The sequence below is a fragment of the Geothrix mesophila genome (genome assembly GCF_022808835.1).
In the GTDB taxonomy this organism is placed as follows: domain Bacteria; phylum Acidobacteriota; class Holophagae; order Holophagales; family Holophagaceae; genus Geothrix; species Geothrix paludis.
This window is the reverse complement of record NZ_JAKZLD010000004.1, coordinates 368,830-386,319: the sequence shown is the minus strand read 5'-3', so window position 1 is coordinate 386,319 and position 17,490 is coordinate 368,830. Positions and strand designations below refer to the sequence as shown.

12 protein-coding genes are annotated in these 17,490 nt (G+C 68.3%); 9 read left to right on the top strand and 3 right to left on the bottom strand.

The window, feature by feature from the left end:
• The first annotated feature begins 552 nt into the window (after positions 1-552).
• Positions 553-2,979, top strand: a complete 2,427-nt coding sequence (locus MLG87_RS14055) for a M4 family metallopeptidase (RefSeq protein ID WP_243295775.1) — start codon at positions 553-555, stop codon at positions 2,977-2,979.
• A 384-nt stretch (positions 2,980-3,363) separates the two neighbouring features.
• On the opposite strand, the gene MLG87_RS14050 is transcribed toward MLG87_RS14055, so the two are convergent.
• The 3 genes from MLG87_RS14050 to pdxR form a co-directional block, all read right to left on the bottom strand.
• On the bottom strand, positions 3,364-5,046 hold the full coding sequence (locus MLG87_RS14050; RefSeq protein WP_243295774.1) for a DNA repair protein RecN: 1,683 nt from the start codon (positions 5,044-5,046) through the stop codon (positions 3,364-3,366).
• A gap of 9 nt (positions 5,047-5,055) precedes the next feature.
• Entirely contained in the window at positions 5,056-6,261 is a 1,206-nt protein-coding gene (locus tag MLG87_RS14045; protein ID WP_243295773.1) for an amidohydrolase family protein, read from the bottom strand.
• Between the two features lie 185 nt (positions 6,262-6,446).
• Positions 6,447-7,919, bottom strand: coding sequence for a MocR-like pyridoxine biosynthesis transcription factor PdxR (gene pdxR / locus MLG87_RS14040; RefSeq protein ID WP_279341296.1), 1,473 nt, complete (start codon positions 7,917-7,919; stop codon positions 6,447-6,449).
• Positions 7,920-8,138: 219 nt separating this feature from the next.
• Between pdxR and MLG87_RS14035 the strand changes: the two genes are divergently transcribed.
• The 8 genes from MLG87_RS14035 (at position 8,139) to MLG87_RS14000 (ending at position 17,486) form a co-directional block, all read left to right on the top strand.
• Positions 8,139-8,534, top strand: coding sequence for a rhodanese-like domain-containing protein (locus tag MLG87_RS14035; protein WP_425250899.1), 396 nt, complete (start codon positions 8,139-8,141; stop codon positions 8,532-8,534).
• A 24-nt stretch (positions 8,535-8,558) separates the two neighbouring features.
• Positions 8,559-9,482 (top strand): ATP-grasp domain-containing protein, encoded by a 924-nt coding sequence (locus MLG87_RS14030; protein ID WP_243295770.1) that lies wholly within the window; start codon positions 8,559-8,561, stop codon positions 9,480-9,482.
• A complete protein-coding gene (locus MLG87_RS14025; protein WP_243295769.1) occupies positions 9,479-10,915 on the top strand; it encodes a pyridoxal phosphate-dependent decarboxylase family protein in 1,437 nt (478 codons plus the stop codon). Before MLG87_RS14030 ends, MLG87_RS14025 begins: the two co-directional genes overlap by 4 nt.
• 92 nt (positions 10,916-11,007) lie before the next feature.
• Entirely contained in the window at positions 11,008-12,009 is a 1,002-nt protein-coding gene (locus MLG87_RS14020; RefSeq protein WP_243295768.1) for a PLP-dependent cysteine synthase family protein, read from the top strand.
• A complete protein-coding gene (locus tag MLG87_RS14015; protein ID WP_243295767.1) occupies positions 12,006-12,968 on the top strand; it encodes an alpha-ketoacid dehydrogenase subunit beta in 963 nt (320 codons plus the stop codon). Before MLG87_RS14020 ends, MLG87_RS14015 begins: the two co-directional genes overlap by 4 nt.
• A 272-nt stretch (positions 12,969-13,240) precedes the next feature.
• Complete coding sequence (locus tag MLG87_RS14010; RefSeq protein WP_243295766.1) at positions 13,241-15,367, top strand: hypothetical protein; 2,127 nt, start codon at positions 13,241-13,243, stop codon at positions 15,365-15,367.
• Positions 15,364-17,061, top strand: coding sequence for a tetratricopeptide repeat protein (locus MLG87_RS14005; RefSeq protein ID WP_243295765.1), 1,698 nt, complete (start codon positions 15,364-15,366; stop codon positions 17,059-17,061). The genes MLG87_RS14010 and MLG87_RS14005 overlap by 4 nt, the downstream gene beginning before the upstream one ends.
• A 20-nt stretch (positions 17,062-17,081) precedes the next feature.
• Positions 17,082-17,486, top strand: a complete 405-nt coding sequence (locus MLG87_RS14000; RefSeq protein WP_243295764.1) for a response regulator transcription factor — start codon at positions 17,082-17,084, stop codon at positions 17,484-17,486.
• Positions 17,487-17,490 lie beyond the last annotated feature (4 nt).

Below are 17,490 nucleotides of genomic sequence, written 5' to 3'. Positions count from 1 at the left end.
CCTCCACCTGACGGGCCCTGCCTCGCAGGGTCCTCCCGCTCGTTCCTCGCGGAGGCGGAGCCTCCCCGCCACCCCTCGCCCGGAGAGATGAAGCCGGGCGGGCGCTCCGCGGCGTCACCGCCCTTGAACGATGTCCCGCATCGCCCTGCGGGCGCTTCCTTCTCGGTATCGCCTGCAGCGATACACGAGACGAACTGATATCTGCGGTGCACCCGGCCCGGCTTCATCGCGGCATCGCAGGGTTTTGTTACGACCTCTTAGCTCCGGATCTGATCCCGGGGTTCCAGAAGGAAGGGATCCCTTCCCTGCCTTTGCTCAAAATAATCAAACCGGACCAATGGATTATTTATCAACCGTTGGTATCAATAATTTTGTACTGCATGTTTTTAAATAGAAATGATTCTCAAGAAAATTAACAAGCCTTAACTTGAGGGGTTGACGCGCGGTAGGGACTCTGGTTCCGACTTTCCGATCTTTTCACCCCCACCCAGCCTCCGTCCTCGCCTCGGCGAAGCGGACAGGCCTCCCCCCCCCTCAAGTCAAGGAGCCCCCATGGCGATCTCCACGGGCCGTACGGCCCTGTCCTTCCTCACCGCGGCCCTCGCCGCCGGTTCCCTGAGCGCTCGGCTTCCGCAGGATTCCCCTCGCGCCGATGCCGCCGCCCAGCATCTTCTGGCCAGCCGCGTGCAGCTGGGACTGAATGCGGACCACGCGTTCCTCCTCCGCGGCGCCCACTCCGACCAGCTCGGCCAGTCCCACGCCCACTTCCAGCAGACCTACAAGGGCGTGAAGGTGTGGGGCGGCGACGCCATCACCCACACCGCCAAGAACGGTTCGGAGCTGCCCCTCACCAACGCCCTGCTCAAGGGCATCCAGCTGAACGTGACTCCCTCCCTCGACGCGGCGGAGGCGCTGGCCGTGGTCCAGGGTGACCTGGCTCCCAAGGGCGCCTATGCCTACGCCCCGACCACCGAGCTGGTGGTCTACCCCGAGGTGACCGAGGTCGTCCGCGCTGGCCGCGCCGCCGCTGACCTGAACGCCGAGGACGTGTCCCGCGAAGTGCTCCGCTACACCCTGGCCTACCATGTCCACACCGAGCTCGAGAACGACCAGGACGGCATCAAGCACACCGACTACCTGGTGGACGCCCACAACGGCGCCATCCTGAAGTCCTGGAACACCCTCCACACCACCGCGGCCACCGGCACCGGCAACAGCCAGTACAACGGCACGGTCTCCCTGCCCACGAACTACACCGGCAGCACCTACGAGCTGCGCGACACGACCCGCGGCAGCGGCGGCTCCTTCGGCAACAACGTGGTCACCAACATGGCCCACGCCTCCACCAGCAGCACGGCCACGGGCACGCTCTACACCGACGCCGACAACACCTGGGGCGACGGCGCCAACTATGTCGAAGGCGGCTCCACCACCGCCGCCAACGGCGAGACCGCGGCCGTGGACGCCATGTTCGGCATGATCAAGAGCTGGGATTTCTACAAGAACGTCTTCGGCCGCAACGGCATCGACGGCGCCGGCACCGCCACCTACAGCCGCGTCCACATCGGCAACGGCTACGACAACGCCTTCTGGTCCGACAGCTGCTTCTGCATGACCTACGGCGACGGCACCAGCTTCACGACGCTGACCGCCCTGGACGTGGCCGGCCACGAAATGAGCCACGGCGTCTGCGCCCGCACCGCCAACCTCACCTACTCCGGCGAATCGGGCGGCCTGAACGAGTCCAACTCGGACATCTTCGGCACCATGATCGAGTTCTACGCCCGCGGCGGGTCGGGTTCCACCATCGGCAGCACCGGCGGCAACTGGACCATCGGCGAGCAGCTCGCCACCAACCCCCTGCGCTGGATGTACAAGCCCAGCCTCGACGGCTCCAGCCCCGACGCCTGGTCCTCCACCATCGGCAGCCTGGACGTTCACTACTCCAGCGGCCCCATGAACCGCTGCTTCTACTTCCTCAGCCAGGGCGCCACCACCACGGGCAACACCAGCACCACCTACCTGCCCAGCGGCATGACCGGCATCGGCAACGACAAGGCGGCGGCCATCTGGTTCCGCGCCCTGACGGTCTACATGACCTCCAGCACGAACTACGCCGGGGCCCGCACGGCCGCCATCAGCGCCGCCAAGGACCTCTACGGCGCCGGTGGCGTCGAGGAGCAGGCCGTGTGGAACGCCTTCCACGGCATCAACGTGGGCTCCGCCTGGACCAGCGGTTCCGGCGACACCACCGCCCCCACCGTCTCCGTCACGGAGTCCGGCACCAGCGGCACCATCACCTTCACCGCCACCGCCAGCGACAACGTGGGCGTCACCAAGGTGGAGTTCTACGTCGATGGCGCCCTGAAGGGCACGGACACGGCCACGCCCTGGACCCTGTCCTTCGACAGCACCACGCTGACCAACGGCTCCCACAACCTGGTCGCCAAGGCCTATGACGCGGCCGGCAACGTGGGCACCAGCACCACGGTCAGCTTCTCCGTCTCCAACAGCACCTCCGGCACGGAACTGGTCCTGAACGGCGGCTTCGAGAGCGGCGCCACCAGCTGGACGCAGACCACCGGCGTCATCGGGACCTACACCGGCGAGCCCGCCCACACGGGTTCCTACGATGCCTGGATGTGCGGCTACGGCTCCGCCCACACCGACTACATCTACCAGCAGATCGCCATCCCCAGCACCGCCACCGGGACCCTGACCTTCTGGCTCCACGTCGACACGGCGGAGACCACCACCACCACCGCCTACGACACCATGAAGGTGCAGGTCCTCAACACCTCCGGCACCGTGCTGGCCACCCTGGCCACCTACTCGAACCTGAACAAGGGCACGGGCTACACCCAGAAGTCGCTGAGCCTCAGCGCCTACAAGGGCCAGACCATCCGCCTGCGCTTCTACTCCGTAGAGGACAGCAGCCTCCAGACCTCCTTCGTCGTGGACGATGTGAGCGTCAAGTAGTCGGAACAAACCACGGGAAGGGCCGCCTCCGGGCGGCCCTTTTTCATCCTCTTCCGCAGCGGATCCCACCGCAAACGCCGGCCAATCCAGAATGTTCTTGCGGGTCACGGAAGACGCGGAAGAAGGCCGGAAAACGCGGGAAAAAGCACTTGGTACCCCAGCCCGGACATCCGGGCCTCCGACCCCAGGTCGCGCTTAGCGCGGCCTGCTTCATGGGCGGCGGCCACGGCGGTCCTCGGAAGCCGTCCGGAGCCGCCGCCCGTGAAGGGATGCCCGCGGTGGGTCGAGTCCCTTCTGGGTCCTCTGTGCGCACTCAACGGGCGCTTCTGTGCCTTCTGTGTCCCTGCTTTTCTGGCTGAGGCCTGCAAGCCTAAAAAACCTGGATCAACCTTCCAGCAGCACCTTGGCATGCTCCAGGGCCTCAGGCCGGTCGGGGTGGCCCGAGAGGAGCCGGGCCAGCTCGCGGTGGCGGGTCTCGCCCGCCACCCAGCCCAGGGCGCTGCGGGTGCGGCCGCCTTCCGTCTCCTTGTGCAGGCGCCCGTGCCGGTCCGCGCGCGCGGCCACCTGGGCCAGGTGCGTCACCGCCAGCACCTGGTGGGCCTTCCCCAGCTCGGCCACGGCCTTGCCCACGGCCAGGGCCGTCTCGCCGCCCAGGCCCGCGTCCACCTCGTCCAGCACCAGGGTGAGGCCGTCCCGGACGCCTGCGCCGAGGGCGAGACCGGCCCCCACGAGCGACAGCATGAGGCGGCTCAGCTCGCCGCCGGAGGCGATCTTCGCCAGGGGGCGGAAGCCCTCGCCGGGGTTCGGCTCGATCCAGATGGCCAGGGCCGAGAAGCCCTGGGCCGCCACGCGGACGGGCCGGCCGCTCTGCTGGACGGGGCTGCCCGGTTCCTCCGCCAGGGTGAGCCGCAGCTGGATCCGCGCCCCCTTCATGCCCAGGCGGCCCAGTCGCTTCTGGACCTCGGCTTCCAGCTTCGGAATGGCCTCGGAGCGGCGGCCGTGCAGCACCTCGGCCACCTGCCGGTAGGCCTCCACGGCCTTCGCCAGGGCCTTCTCCAGCTCCTTCACAGAGACGTCGCCGGCCTGCAGGGAGCGCTGCTCGTCCTTGAGAGTCTGCTGGCGCGCGGCCAGCTCCTCGGGCTCGCAGCGGTGCCGGCGGGCCAGGCGCTCGTAGAGGGCGAGGCGGGCCTCCATGGCCTCGATGCGGTCGGCGCCGGCCTGGGACCAGCGCAGGGCCTGGTCCTGGGCCAGGGCCAGGAGGTCCTCCAGCTCCAGGATGGCGGAGCGCAGGCGATCCTGCTCAGCGACCGCATCCGGCCAGTGCGTCACGGCGCGCACCAGGGCCTTGTGGGCCAGCTCCACCTTGGGGATGCCCGCATCCAGGGCTTCCGCCGCCTCGCGGAAGGCCTGCTCCAGGTGGACGGCGTGGCGCAGGGGTTCGCGGTCCGCCTTGAGCTGGGCCCACTCGCCGGGCTTCGGCGCCAGCTTCTCCAGGTCCGCCAGGGCCTCCGCCAGCTGCTCCAGGCGCTGCTCGCGCTCGGCCTCGCTGCGGCGCCGGGCCTTCAGGGCCGCTTCGGCCTCGCGCACGGCGGTGGCTTGGGGCTCCAGGGCCGGCTCGATGCCCAGCACCTCGTCGATGAGCGCCAGGTGGCGGTCTTCGCCCAGCAGGGACTGGTGGTCGTGCTGGCTGGTGAGGCGCATCCAGAGCCGGCCCGCCTCTCGCAGGTCCGCCAGGGAGCAGCTGGCACCGTTGACCCAGGCTCGGCTGCGGCCCGCCCCCACCTCGCGCCGCAGCACCACGGGCTGCTCCTCGGGCAGGCCGCGCTCCGCCAGGAAGGCCCGCCAGGCCTCGAAGCGCCCCTCCACCACGGCCTCCACCGTGGCGCGCTCCGCGCCGTGGCGCACGAGCTCCCCGTCGCCCCGGGCACCCACCAGCAGCGAGAGCGCATCCACCAGCAGGGACTTGCCCGCGCCCGTCTCGCCCGTGAGCACCGTAAAGCCAGGTCCCCAGTCCAGGGACAGGTCCTCCACCAGGGCCAGGTTCTGGATTCTGAGAGACGAGAGCATGGGTTCAGTCTAGCGGAGCCCTTGAACCAGTCGGACCTCCCGCCTCACCGTATTGATGACGAGTTCCCGCATGGGGGGGCGTCCCGGCGCCGGCCCGTAGCCCGCCAGCAGCTCCTCCAGGCTCAGGCGCTGGTCCTCGAAAGGCGGGAAGAGGCTCCACTGGGCGGCGTAGGCCAGGCCGTGGGGCATGCCGTCGGATCCGAAGATCAGGTCATGGCCGGGCCGGAACCCCACCCGGTCAATGAGCATGCGGAAGGGGTTGTTCCGCGCCAGCATGTCGGGGCTCAGGCGGTCGCCGTAGTCCACGCTGTCGCTGGAGAAGTTCGGCTGCATGGAGAGCACCACCCCCAGATCCCGGGCCCGGCGGGCCTGGGCCGCGGTGATGAACTGGGCGTGCTCCAGGCGGACCAGGGGGAAGCGGAGGCCCTGCCGGTCCAGGTCCTCCAGAGCCCCCAGCGACTGGCCGATGGCCCGGTCCCCGATGGCGTGGATGGCCACGGCCTTGCCGTGGGGGTGGAGGTCGGCCAGGGCCTGCCGCAAGCCCTCGTCGGTGTGGAGCAGGAGGCCCGGCGAACCGTCCAGGAAGGGCTCGGCCAGGGCCGCCGTGCGGGCGCCCAGGGCCCCGTCGGTGAAGAGCTTCAGCCCCGCGCACTCGACCTGGGCCTCCGCGGGCATCGCGTCGAAGAGGGCGGGAACGGTCCACCAGGGCAGGCGGTCCGCCCACCGGGAGGCCCGCACCACCCGCCAGGCGTCCTCTCCCGTGAGGAGCAGGTCCTCCACCGCGCCCACGCCCGCCGCTTCGAGCCCCTGGATCCAGGCCTCCAGCTTGGCGGGCGTGAGGCCCGCCGTGCGGCCGTAGAGGACCAGGAGCCGGTCCAGGTTCCGCTCGCACCAGGCAGGATCGGCGTGCCCCGCCACCAGCTCCGGGTCCGTGTTCCGGAGCAGCTCGGCGGCTCCAGGGCTGAGGCGCAGGCCGTGGAGGCTGAAGTTCACCAGGAGCACCGGCGGCAGCCCGGCGAGGTCGGCCTCCGACAGGGGCAGGCGCCCGCTGTGCCAGCCCCGCACCAGGGAGAGTCGGTCCTCTGGTAGGCCCCGCATCAGGCGCAGCGCGGCGGCCGGATCGGCGCTGGTCGAGAGGTCCAGGCAGCCCTGCAGGGCCGCATAGAGGCTCACATGCGAGTGGCGGTCGACGATGGGCGCGAAGGGGTGCGACATGGGATCCGTGGGGAGAGGCGGCTCCCCTGAGCCTGCCAGTGCCGGGACCTCCTGCGTGCATTTTTCGCCGCGCCATGAGCCACCCAGGCGTCAGGCGGAGCGGGCCCCCCCGGCCTCCTGGAGGGCCGAACGCAGCCCCGGCGGCGGCTGAGGCGGCGAAAGGAGAGCGAGTCGACCTTCAGCTTTCAAAGAATTTTCGCCAATCCCGCGACGCCCTGAAGAATCTGTGAGGGGGTCAACGCGGCGAAGCCGAGAACGAATCCGTGGGCAGGCCCTTCTCTCAGGTACATGCGCGAGAGCGTGGGTAGCTCCAGCCCGAGCTTCTCGCCCTTCGTGGAAAGCGTGGTGTCGTCGGCCCCTTGAGGGAGGAAGGCTGTCAGGTGGAAGCCGCCCTCTCCTTCGATCACCCGCAGTTTTCCAGAAGTCCGGGCGGCGAGTGCTTCCAGAAGGATGGCCCTCCGCCCTTGGTAGAGGTTCTTCATTTTCCTTAGGTGCGTGGAGATGTGGCCGTCATGGATGAAGTCCGCGAGCACGGCCTGGCTCAGGGATGGGGAATGGCCATCCTGCAAGGACCGAGCGCGGGTCATGGCCTCGGCGATGCGCTTCGGCGCGACGACATAGGCGAGTCGAAGGCTCGGGAACAGCGCCTTGGTGAGGGTTCCCACATAAACCACGGGGGCATCAGCCTCGAGCCCCTGAATGGCTGGATGGGGCCTTCCCGTGTAGCGGAATTCGCTGTCGTAGTCGTCCTCGATGATCCAGCTTCCGGTCCGCCGAGCCCACTTGAGGAGCGCCAGGCGCCGTTCCAGGCTGAGCGCCGGGCCCGTGGGGTACTGGTGGGAGGGCGTGACGTACGCCAGCTTTGCCTTGGGCGCCAGCGCGATCCCCTGTTCCACAGCCAGGCCCTGCTCATCCACGGGAACGGGCACCAGCTCCGCCCCTGCGTTCTGCAGCGCAACGCGGGCTCCGAGATACCCTGGATCTTCGATCCAGGCCTTGTCCCCTGGGTCCAGGAGCATCCTGCAGGCAAGGTCCAGGGCCTGCTGGGAGCTCGTGAGGATGAGCACTTGTTCGGGCGAGCACCTCACGCCGCGCGAGCTGATGAGGTATTCCGAAAGGGCCTCGCGCAGGGGACTGTACCCGGCAGGATCCCCGTAACCCAGCAGCGCCTGGCCACTCGCTCTGGAGCGGCGCAGCATCAGGCGATGCCAGAGATCGTAAGGGAAGGCTTCCGGAGCCGGCTGTCCACCCACGAACGGTCTGCAGACGAGAGGCTCGACGCACCCGCGAGTCTCGGCCATGTAGGCACCACGCTCAGAGAGGTCCGGTCGGCGCCCAGCTGCGCCTGTGCGGGATGTGGCGCCGGAGGCGGGACGGAATGATGTCGGCAGGTACTGGCTGACGTAGGTTCCGTCACCCACTCTGCGGGTAAGGAAACCTTCTCCCTCCAGCTTGGCCAAGGCCTCTTCTGCGGTGGTCCGGGAGACACCCAGGTCCGCGGCCAAGGTCCGGCTGGAAGGCAGTCGTGTCCCAGGTTTGAGGCCTTCCGTCAGGATGGCTTCTCGAATCCGTTTGTATAGCCTCAGGTAGAGAGGCTCTGAGCCCGGAGACGTGAGCGCGAGGGAAGGGAACAGAACACCGCCTTGCGTCTTGCTCATACGCAGCCTCCCGGAAGGACCAACATTCAGCCGACAAATGGTCTTGTCAATCTTTCAATAATGGATATTTCGATCAATCCAAAACGATCCACACTCCAGCTGTCGGGGCCACAAAGCCATTCGACAAAGGAGATCCCCATGAATCAGTCCAACCCTCCCGCCAGCGAAGCCATCCCGTCCCGGGTGTTGGAGTACCTTTCCGAGGCACATCCGGATTCGATGGCGGCCGGATTCCTGGCCAAACTGGCCCATGCCACGGATCCTTCCGATGTGGCCGTGGATATGGAGAACGGCGTGACCGGGTTCATCGTGGTGGACGCCCGCACACCCGAGGCCTACTTTGACGGCCACGTTCCGGGGGCCATCAACTTCCCGCACCGCGCCATGAATGCGGCATCCACGGCGCACCTTTCGAAAGAGCTGGTGTACGTCACCTACTGTGACGGCATCGGGTGCAACGCCTCCACCAAGGCTGCCTACAAGCTCGCCGCTCTGGGGTTCAAGGTGAAGGAGATGCTGGGCGGGTTGGATTGGTGGATTCGAGATGGGTACGCCGTGGAAGTCGGAGCTGAGACGGTTCGCGTCTCGGGGGATGGCATCCGGTGCGGCTGCTGAGCCGCCTCTCGAAAGGATGGATCCATGGATATCGCGATGGCGACCTGCCGGGATTGGCCGGCTGGTCATCCGGAGGATCAGCTTCTTGTGTCGGCCCTGGCCCGCATCGGCCTTGAGGGCCAGGCTGTGATCTGGGATGAAGTGACACCCAGAAATCCCCGTCACGGCTGGCTTTTCCGCAGCGTGTGGGATTACCACCTGCGCCTGGATGAATTCCTGAGGTGGGTCGATGCGCGCTCGGCTGAAGGATCCTTGTGGAATTCACGAGCGCTCATCCGATGGAATGCCCACAAGGGGTACCTCAAGGACCTTCAGCTCCAGGGGCTGCCCGTCATCCCGACGCTCTGGGTCCGGGGTGACGGCGCCCAGGACATCGATCTCCTGGGTCGTGGCTGGGAGGATGTGGTGATCAAGCCGGCTGTTGGAGCCAGCGCACACCGTGCCGTGAGGTTGCCCGCGCGCGCCAAGGACGAGATCCGCGCCCACATCCAGGCCATCACGCGCTTCACGGAAGCGATGATTCAACCGTATTTCCCTGAAGTGGAGAGCTACGGCGAGCGTTCCTTCTTCTTCATCGAGGGGGTTTTCACCCACGCGGTACGCCGCCCTCCAGCGTTGCAGGAAGGCGTGGATCAGGAGGTTCGGCTCGCCAGGGTCGAACCCACGGACGAGGAACTGGCGATCGGCCGCAAGGTCATCGAGGCGCTTCCTGAATTGCCGCTTTACGCTCGGATGGATCTTGTTCCTGATGGGGACGGACGGCAGCACTTGATGGAAGTGGAGCTCATCGAACCCCGTCTCTTCCTCCGGGAGGGCCCTGAAGCCGCGACCGCCCTGGCAGACGCCCTCGGTAGCCGCATCGCCGGAAGCCTGCGGGCGTCCACCCTCAAGGCCGACACCCAGATCAAGGGGACCCGAATCCACCCTGGCGCACAGGAGGACCGATGACGATGCACAGCCCCCTCACCAACCGCGATCAGGGCGTAAGCCTTTCCCGGGACATCTGGGCGCAATTCGCGGATCAAGCAGAACATTTCCAAACCACCATGCGGGACCGCAAGGTCCTTCCGGCCGCGGATCCGAATCAGCTCCGGGCGCGCATCGCTCGGACATATGATTTCCAATCGCCCATCGACGCCGGCTCCCTGCTGGACGATGTGGGTGACCTGTTGGCCAATGGCCTGGTCCACGTCACGCATCCCCGGTACTTCGGCCTGTTCAACCCCAGCGTCCGCCCCATCAGCGTCTTGGGGGACGCGCTGACCGCACTATATAACCCCCAGCTGGCGGTATGGTCTCACGCTCCCGCTGCCTGTGAACTCGATCGCCGCGCCCTGGCTGTGATAAAGGGACTGATCGGCTGGGAGGAGAGCGAAGGACTCAGCAGCTTCACCACGGGGGGCGCCGAATCCAATCTCTGCGCGGTCCTTTCGGCCCTGTCGAGGGCCTTCCCGGAATGGGACGAGAAGGGATTGGCGGAACTCAGGCTCCGCCCGGTCATGTACCTTTCCGCGGATGGGCACCACTCGTTCGTCAAGGCCGCGCGGATGGCGGGCCTCGGAACGCATTCGGTCCGCGAGGTTCCAGTCGATTCAACAAGGAGGATCGACCTTGAGCAGCTTGAAAGGCTCATGGCCAAGGATCGGGCAGAGGGGTACCACCCCTTCCTGCTGGTTGGAACCGCCGGAGCCACTGGCACCGGCGTGATCGATCCGCTGGTCGAGCTCCGCGAGATCGCGGACCGCCACCAGCTCTGGTTTCATGCCGACGCGGCATGGGGCGGTTCTGCCCTCATGAGCACCACTCTGAGGGTCCATCTCAGAGGCATCGAACGAGCCGACTCCGTGAGCTGGGATGCCCACAAATGGCTCTCTGTCCCCATGGGGGCGGGCATGTTCTTTTCGCGGCATGCAGAGGCCACCCATAGGGCTTTTTCGATCAACGCCACGTACATGCCTGTCGCGCAGGATGCCATTCCTCAGGATCCCTTCGCGACCACCCCTCAATGGTCCCGCCGCGGCATCGGCCTGAAGGTGTTCATGGCCCTGGCCGAGCTCGGGCTTCCCGGGTACGCGCGCCTCATCGACCATCAGGCCTCCATGGGGGACCTCCTTCGCGTGCGTCTTCTCGAAGATGGCTGGGAGATCGTCAACCAGACACCCCTACCCGTCGTCTGCTTCAACCGGCCCGGGGTGGATTCCGCGGCCGTGATCGGACGGTTGCTCAACCGGCTGTACGAGGATGGCCAGGTATGGATCTCCAGCCTGGCGTTGGGACCGGATGCCCATGTCCTCCGTGCTTGCGTCACCAGCTACCACACGACCGAGGAGGATGTGGCCTTTCTCGTTTCAGCCCTCAATACCGCTTCAACCCGCCTCTAGGTGGGGTAGAAACCCCTGCTCTTACAAGAGAAGGGGAGCCAGGGGATCATGCGCGCAGCCGCCCCAGTCATACTGACTTCCGGAGGATCCCCATGCAGTACCGGAAGCCCTGCGGCAGTGTCCTGGAAGCCATCGGCAACACGCCGCTGGTGCGGCTGCGCCGCGTGGTGTCGGACCTTCCGGCGGAGGTCTTCGCCAAGCTCGAGTTCCTGAACCCCATGGGCAGCAGCAAGGACCGCATCGCCAAGCACATGATCGAGGCAGCGGAGCGGGATGGCCGCCTGAAGCCCGGCGATACCATCATCGAGAACTCCTCGGGCAACACGGCCATGGGTCTGGCCCTCATGGCCATCCAGAAGGGCTACAAGCTCAAGGTCGTGGTGCGCGACACCATCAGCCAGGAGAAGCTGAACCAGCTGCTGGCGCTCGGCGCCCAGGTCCACAAGGTGGACACCAGCCTGCCGCCGGAGCACCCGGACAGCTACAACAACATCACGCCCCGCCTGGCCCGAGAGACGCCTCACTGCTTCTTCCCCGACCAGCACGGCAACCGGGAAAACAACGCCGCCCACTACGCCGGCACGGGACCGGAGATCTGGGAGCAGATGGAGGGCCGCATCGACTACCTGGTGGCGGGCGCCGGCACCGGCGGCACCATCGGGGGCGTGGGCCGCTACCTGAAAGAGAAGGATCCGAAGATCAAGGTCGTGGCCGTGGACCCCGTGGGCTCGGTGTTCACGCCCCACTTCCGCGGCGAGAAGGAGCTGAAGGCCGGGCCCTACAAGATCGAGGGACTGGGCGACGAGTTCCTCATCCCCACCATGGAGTTCGAGCTCATCGACGAGATGTTCCAGGTGACGGACCGCGACGCCTTCCACCACGCGCGGCGGCTGGTGAAGGAGGAGGGCGTCCTGGGCGGCGGCTCCAGCGGCGCCGCGCTCTGGGCGGTGCGGCAGGTAGCCGCCAAGCTGCCACCCATGGATCGCCCGACGCGCATCGTGACCGTGTTCCCCGACGGCGCCGGCCGCTACCTCAGCAGCATCTTCAACGACGCCTGGCTCGCGGAGAGGGGCCTGCTCGAGGCGAAGGGATGACCGCCTTCTCCGGTACCTACGTCGACGCCATCCACCAGGCCCTCTTCGACGCCATGGAGGCCGATCCCCGGGTCTGCTGCCTGGGCGAGGACATCGGCACCTACGGCGGCGCCTTCCGCGCCACGGAGGGCCTGCTGGAGCGCTTCGGCCCCGACCGGGTGATCGACACGCCCATCTCCGAGCAGGCCATCGCCGGCGCCGCCATCGGCGCGGCCCTCATGGGCCAGCGGCCCGTGGCGGAGTTCCAGTTCATGGACTTCGCCCTGCTGGCCTCGGACCTCATGGTGAACTTCGCCGCCAAGGCCCACTGGCGCTGGGGCGCCACCGTGCCCGCCGTGTTCCGGGGCCCCTCCGGCGCCGGCAACGGCGGCGGGCCCTTCCACAGCCAGAACCCCGAGGGCCACTTCCTCGGCAGCCCCGGTCTCAAGGTGGTGGCCCCGGGCACCGTGCGCGATGCCTACGCCCTCCTGCGCGCGGCCATCGACGACCCGGATCCCGTGCTGTTCTTCGAGCACAAGCACCTCTACCGCCGGCTCAAGGACGAGTGGGACGAGGCTCCCACGGCGCGGCTCGGCGAGGCCGCCCTGCGCAAGGACGGCTCGAAGGCCTGCGTGGTCACCTACGGCGCCGCACAGCACGTGGCCCTGGAAGCCGCGGCGGACCTGGATGTGGCCGTGCTGGACCTGCGCACCCTCTGGCCCCTGGATGACGAGGCCATCACCGAGCTCACGAAGCGGACCCATCGCGTCCTGGTGCTCACCGAAGCCAGCCTCACCTATGGGCCCGGCGCCGAGCTGGCGGCCCGCATCGGCGAGACCTGCTTCGGCTGGCTGGACGCCCCGGTGCTGCGGGTGGGGGGCGCGGACACGCCGATCCCCGCCAGCCCTCCGCTGGAGGCGGCCTACCTGCCCGGGACGAAGGCGGTGCGATCCGCCCTGGACCACCTCCTGGCCTGGTAGAGCCCTCCGAAGACCCGCCACTCGATCAAAGGCCCAGCTCCTGATTTTCTGCTCGTGAACGGTAAATTTCCGCTCTAATGAAGCAGATGATTCGGCCTTTACCAGCCCTGAAGATGCTTGGCCTCGCCCTGTTCCTTTGCCTCCTGGGGGGCGAGGTCCCCCTGTCGGCGATCCCGGCGCCTCCTTCCCGCCCTCGGGCCAACCCTCCGCGCCCGGTCCTTCGCCCCACCCAACCCCAGATCCCAGCGCGCGCCCACGACCGCCGGTTGGAAGTGGCGGATGGCGCCGGCGGCTGGCATCCCTTCTACGTCAAAGGCGTGAACCTGGGCGCCGCCATTCCAGGCCGACACCCCAGCGAGTTTCCGGACCGGGCCACCTACGACGGGTGGATCCGCGAGATGGCGGAGGCGGGCTTCAACACGATCCGCGTCTACACCATCCATCCACCCGCGTTCTACGAGGCCCTGCGCGCCTACAACCTCGGCGCCAGGAAGCCCATGCGGCTCATCCACGGCGTCTGGACCGAGCTGCCCCCCCGCCACGACTTCCTGGATCCCGCCTGGCTCGCGGCCTGGCACCGGGAGATGCGGGACGTGGCCGGGGTGCTCCACGGCCAGGCGCGCATCCCCGCCCGCCCGGGCCACGCCAGCGGCACCTTTGACGCGGACGTCAGCCCCTGGACCCTGGCCGTCATCCTGGGCCGTGAATGGGAATCCTCCAGCGTGGTGGCCTTCAACCGCCAGCACCCCGGGACCTCGACCTGGACCGGCCGTTTTGTCGCGGTGCGGGAGGGCCATGCCATGGAGCGGTTCCTCGCCCAGAGCCTGGATCACTTCCTCGCCGAGGAATGGGACCGGTTCCAGGCCCAGCGGCCCATCGCCTTCACCAACTGGCCCACCCTGGACCCCCTCTTCCACATCACCGAATCCACGGAACAGGAGGAACGCGCCCAGCGGCTGAAGCTCGGCATGGCGGTCGAGGCCCCGACCCCGAATCCCGAGGACGAGGACGCCGCCAGCCTGGACATGGAGAAGTTCGAGGGCACGGTTGAGCTCAGGGCCGGGCTCTTCGCCAGCTACCACGCCTACCCGTACTACCCCGACTTCATGAACCTGGATCCCGGCTACGCCCAGGCCCGGGATCACCTGGGCCCCAGCCATTACGCGGGGTATCTCGCCGCCCTGGTGAAGCATCACGCCCACCATCCGGTGCTCATCGCGGAATTCGGCGTGCCTTCCTCCCGCATCGTCGCCCACTGGCAGCCCCAGGGCATGACCCACGGCGGCCAGGGCGAGCGCGAGCAGGGCGAGCAGGATGCCCGGCTCCAGCAGGACATCTACGACGCAGGCTGCGCCGGGGGTGTGCTCTTCGCCTGGATCGACGAGTGGTTCAAGAAGAACTGGCTCACCCTGCCCTTCGAGCGTCCCCTCGAGCGGAAGCCACTCTGGTACAACGCCATGGACGCCGAGGAGAACTACGGGCTCATCGCCTACCGGCCTGGCACCAAGGGGCCCTCCATCCTGATCGACGGCAAGGCGGAGGACTGGGCCCGGATCCCGGCGTACCTCGAAGGCCGCGGCCTCTCCCTGAAGGTCGTGGCGGACGAGGGCTGGCTCCACCTTGGCCTGTTCCTCCCTCGCCCCATGGACTTCTCGAAGGAAGCGATCCTCGTGGGCCTCGACACCGTGGACGCCAGCCGGGGCGACCACCGGCTTCCCTGGGTGGCGGGCCCGCGCAGTGAGGCCGGCCTGGAGTTCGCGGTCCTCTTCCAGGGGCCGGTCCACACGGGGGTGTTCGTGGATGCCCCCTACGCCATCCCCGACTACCGGCCCCTGCCCCACCGCCGTTATCGGAGCGTGGCCAACGAGGCGGGCCGCTTCCTCATGCCCACGGCCAAGAGCAACCATCCCCGGATCGGCCGGGACGGAACGCGGTTCCCGGGCCACACCACGGAGATCGGCTGGCTCCGCCAGGGGACCCAGGACCGCGCCGATCCCGCCTTCGACTCCCGCGCCGAATGGCAGGCGGGCCGGGGTCCGGGAGGCCAGGGGTTCATCGAGGCGCGGATCCCCTGGACACTGCTCCAGGTCACAGATCCGAGCCAACGGATGGTGCTGGATGATCCCGGGGGGAAAACCGCCGGCCCCCTGGAATCTTCCAAGTCGACCGGGTTCAGATTCGTGCTGGCGGTCCTGGATGCCGACAAACCCCTCGGGGAAGGTCCAAGCACCCTCCGTTTCACCCTCCCCGCCGCCGTTCGCGGCAGCATTCCCGTGCCGCCGCTCTACACTTGGCCGACCTGGAGCCGACCGACCTTCCATCGCTTCCGCAAGCTGTCCTTCGCCATCTACCAGAAAGCCCTGGCCGCCACTCCCGACGAACCGAGGTTGCCCCGATGATCCATCCCGCCCCGCCCGCCATGCAGGAGCCCGCCCCGGCTCCGGATGCCGCCGCGCTCCTGAAGCAGGCCCGGGAGCTGCGCTCGCAGAAGCGGTTCACCGAGGCCGTGGCGGTCTACACCCGGATGCTGGAGCTCTGGAAGGACCAGCCCGACGCCCTCCTGGAGCGGGCCCGGACCTTCAGCTGGATGAAGCGGTTCGACGAGGCCATCCGCGACCTGAAGCGGCACCGGGAGGTCCATCCGGAGCTGGCGGCGGAATCCGAACCGGTGCTGGCCCGGGTCACCGCCTGGTCCGGACGTTTCGGCGAGGCCGTGGAGATCCTCCGGCCCTACGTGGCCAAGGGCGACCGCCAGGCCACCCTGGACACGGCCACCTACCTGAGCTGGGACGGGCGCATGGACCAGAGTCTGGCCCTGACGGATGCCTGGCTGCAGGCCCATCCCGCCGACACGGACTTCCACCTGCTCCGGGGCCGGGTGCTCGGATGGCGCGGGCGGCACGGGCAGGCCCGCCGGGCCTATCAGGAGGCCCTCGCCCGGACGCCGGGGAACCGCCAGGCGATCCTGGGGCTGGCCCAGCTGGATCTCTGGGCCGGCAATCCCGAAGCGGCCGAGCGGCGCCTGGGCGGTCTCGGATCCGAGGATGCCCGAAGCCCCGAGGCGGAGCTCATCCAGGCGCAGATCGATCAGCGGATGGGACGTCTTCGCCGGGCGCGGACCCGTGCCGAGGCCCTGCTGGACCAGCCGGACGCGCGCGAGGACGTCCAGGCCCGCCTCCGTGGCCTGGTCGATGCCCAGGGCCCCTGGATCGAGCTCTCCCAGACCCGCACGGACTCCAACGAGGGCCTGCGCGCCCAGGCCCGGCGGGTGGACGCGGCGGTGCCGTTCTTCGACGGCAGCCTCCGGGCCGGCGGCAGCTTCGACCTGCTCGACCAGAGCGGCCAGGCCGAGCGCAAGCCCCGTGAGTGGTCGCTGGGCCTCAGCCACCCCCTGGGGTCGCGGGTCACGGCCTCGGCCCAGGTGGGCCGGGTGGATGACGTGGGCGGAGAACCCGCGGGCTTCCACAGCCTGGCCCTCGGATGGCGCGCCGCCCCGGGCCTGAACCTGGTGCTGTCCCACACCTTCGCGCCGAACCTGGCCACCCCCCGGGCCGTGGACCTCCGCACCTTCACCCGGACCTGGGGGCTGGGAGGAACCTGGGTCTTCAACCAGACCCTCGACCATGCGTCCCTGTCCCTGGAGCGGGCCTTCCTCTCCCCAGGCGCCGCCCGGACGGGCGTCCGGGCGGAGGCGGGGCATCGCTTCCCCTTCGAGTGGGGGGAGTGGCGCGCGGGACTTGCCACCCGGTTCATCGACCAGGACCAGAGCCTCCGCATCGGGTTCTTCAATCCCGAGCGCTACCGTTACTACGGCGCCACCGCCGGTGTCTCGGTGCGGCGCGAAGAGCGCTGGGAGGTGGCCCTCGACGGGTGGGGCGGAAGCCAGGTGGTGAACCAGACCGCCAGCCAGTTCACCTGGGGCTACACCCTGGCGGGAACCTGGACGCCCGGGGGCTCCGCCGCCACCCTCTTCGCCTCCTGGAGCCAGAGCGTGGCGGGCCTGCCCATCGCCGATCCCACGGACCCCACCAGCTACCGCGACCACACCCTCCGGTTCGGGATCCGGGTCCGCGGGAACCGATGGTTCTGGTAGAAAGGGGTAGACTTTTTCCGATGACCCGACGCTGGCCAGCCCAAACGACGATCCTGGTGGTCGAAGACGACCCTGCGACCGCGAAGATCATCCAGGTCCGCCTGGAGATGGAGGGGCTGAAGGTGCTCGTGGCCGCCAACGGCATGGAGGCCCTCGAGATCCTCCACCGCGAACCGGTCGACATGATCACCACCGACCTCATGATGCCCGCCATGAACGGGTTCCGGCTGGTGCAGGAGGTGCGGGACCTCGCGCCGCCCAAGGGCCGCATCCCCATCCTGCTCCTCTCCAGCAACCACAGCGAGCAGGACATGGTGCGCTGCCTGGCGGCCGGCGCGGACGACTACATGGCGAAGCCGATCTCGGTCCAGGTGATGGTGGAGCGGCTCTGGCGGCTCTACGAACGCTCCCACCGCGTGGGGTGAGCCA

Coding starts and splice junctions, on each gene's coding strand:
- pdxR (WP_279341296.1), bottom strand. CDS start 7,919: ATGAGCAAGACGCAAGGCGGTGTTCTGTTCCCTTCCCTCGCGCTCACG.
- MLG87_RS14045 (WP_243295773.1), bottom strand. CDS start 6,261: ATGTCGCACCCCTTCGCGCCCATCGTCGACCGCCACTCGCATGTGAGC.
- MLG87_RS14020 (WP_243295768.1), top strand. CDS start 11,008: ATGCAGTACCGGAAGCCCTGCGGCAGTGTCCTGGAAGCCATCGGCAAC.
- MLG87_RS14035 (WP_425250899.1), top strand. CDS start 8,139: ATGGCGGCCGGATTCCTGGCCAAACTGGCCCATGCCACGGATCCTTCC.
- MLG87_RS14030 (WP_243295770.1), top strand. CDS start 8,559: ATGGATATCGCGATGGCGACCTGCCGGGATTGGCCGGCTGGTCATCCG.
- MLG87_RS14025 (WP_243295769.1), top strand. CDS start 9,479: ATGACGATGCACAGCCCCCTCACCAACCGCGATCAGGGCGTAAGCCTT.
- MLG87_RS14050 (WP_243295774.1), bottom strand. CDS start 5,046: ATGCTCTCGTCTCTCAGAATCCAGAACCTGGCCCTGGTGGAGGACCTG.
- MLG87_RS14015 (WP_243295767.1), top strand. CDS start 12,006: ATGACCGCCTTCTCCGGTACCTACGTCGACGCCATCCACCAGGCCCTC.
- MLG87_RS14000 (WP_243295764.1), top strand. CDS start 17,082: ATGACCCGACGCTGGCCAGCCCAAACGACGATCCTGGTGGTCGAAGAC.
- MLG87_RS14005 (WP_243295765.1), top strand. CDS start 15,364: ATGATCCATCCCGCCCCGCCCGCCATGCAGGAGCCCGCCCCGGCTCCG.
- MLG87_RS14055 (WP_243295775.1), top strand. CDS start 553: ATGGCGATCTCCACGGGCCGTACGGCCCTGTCCTTCCTCACCGCGGCC.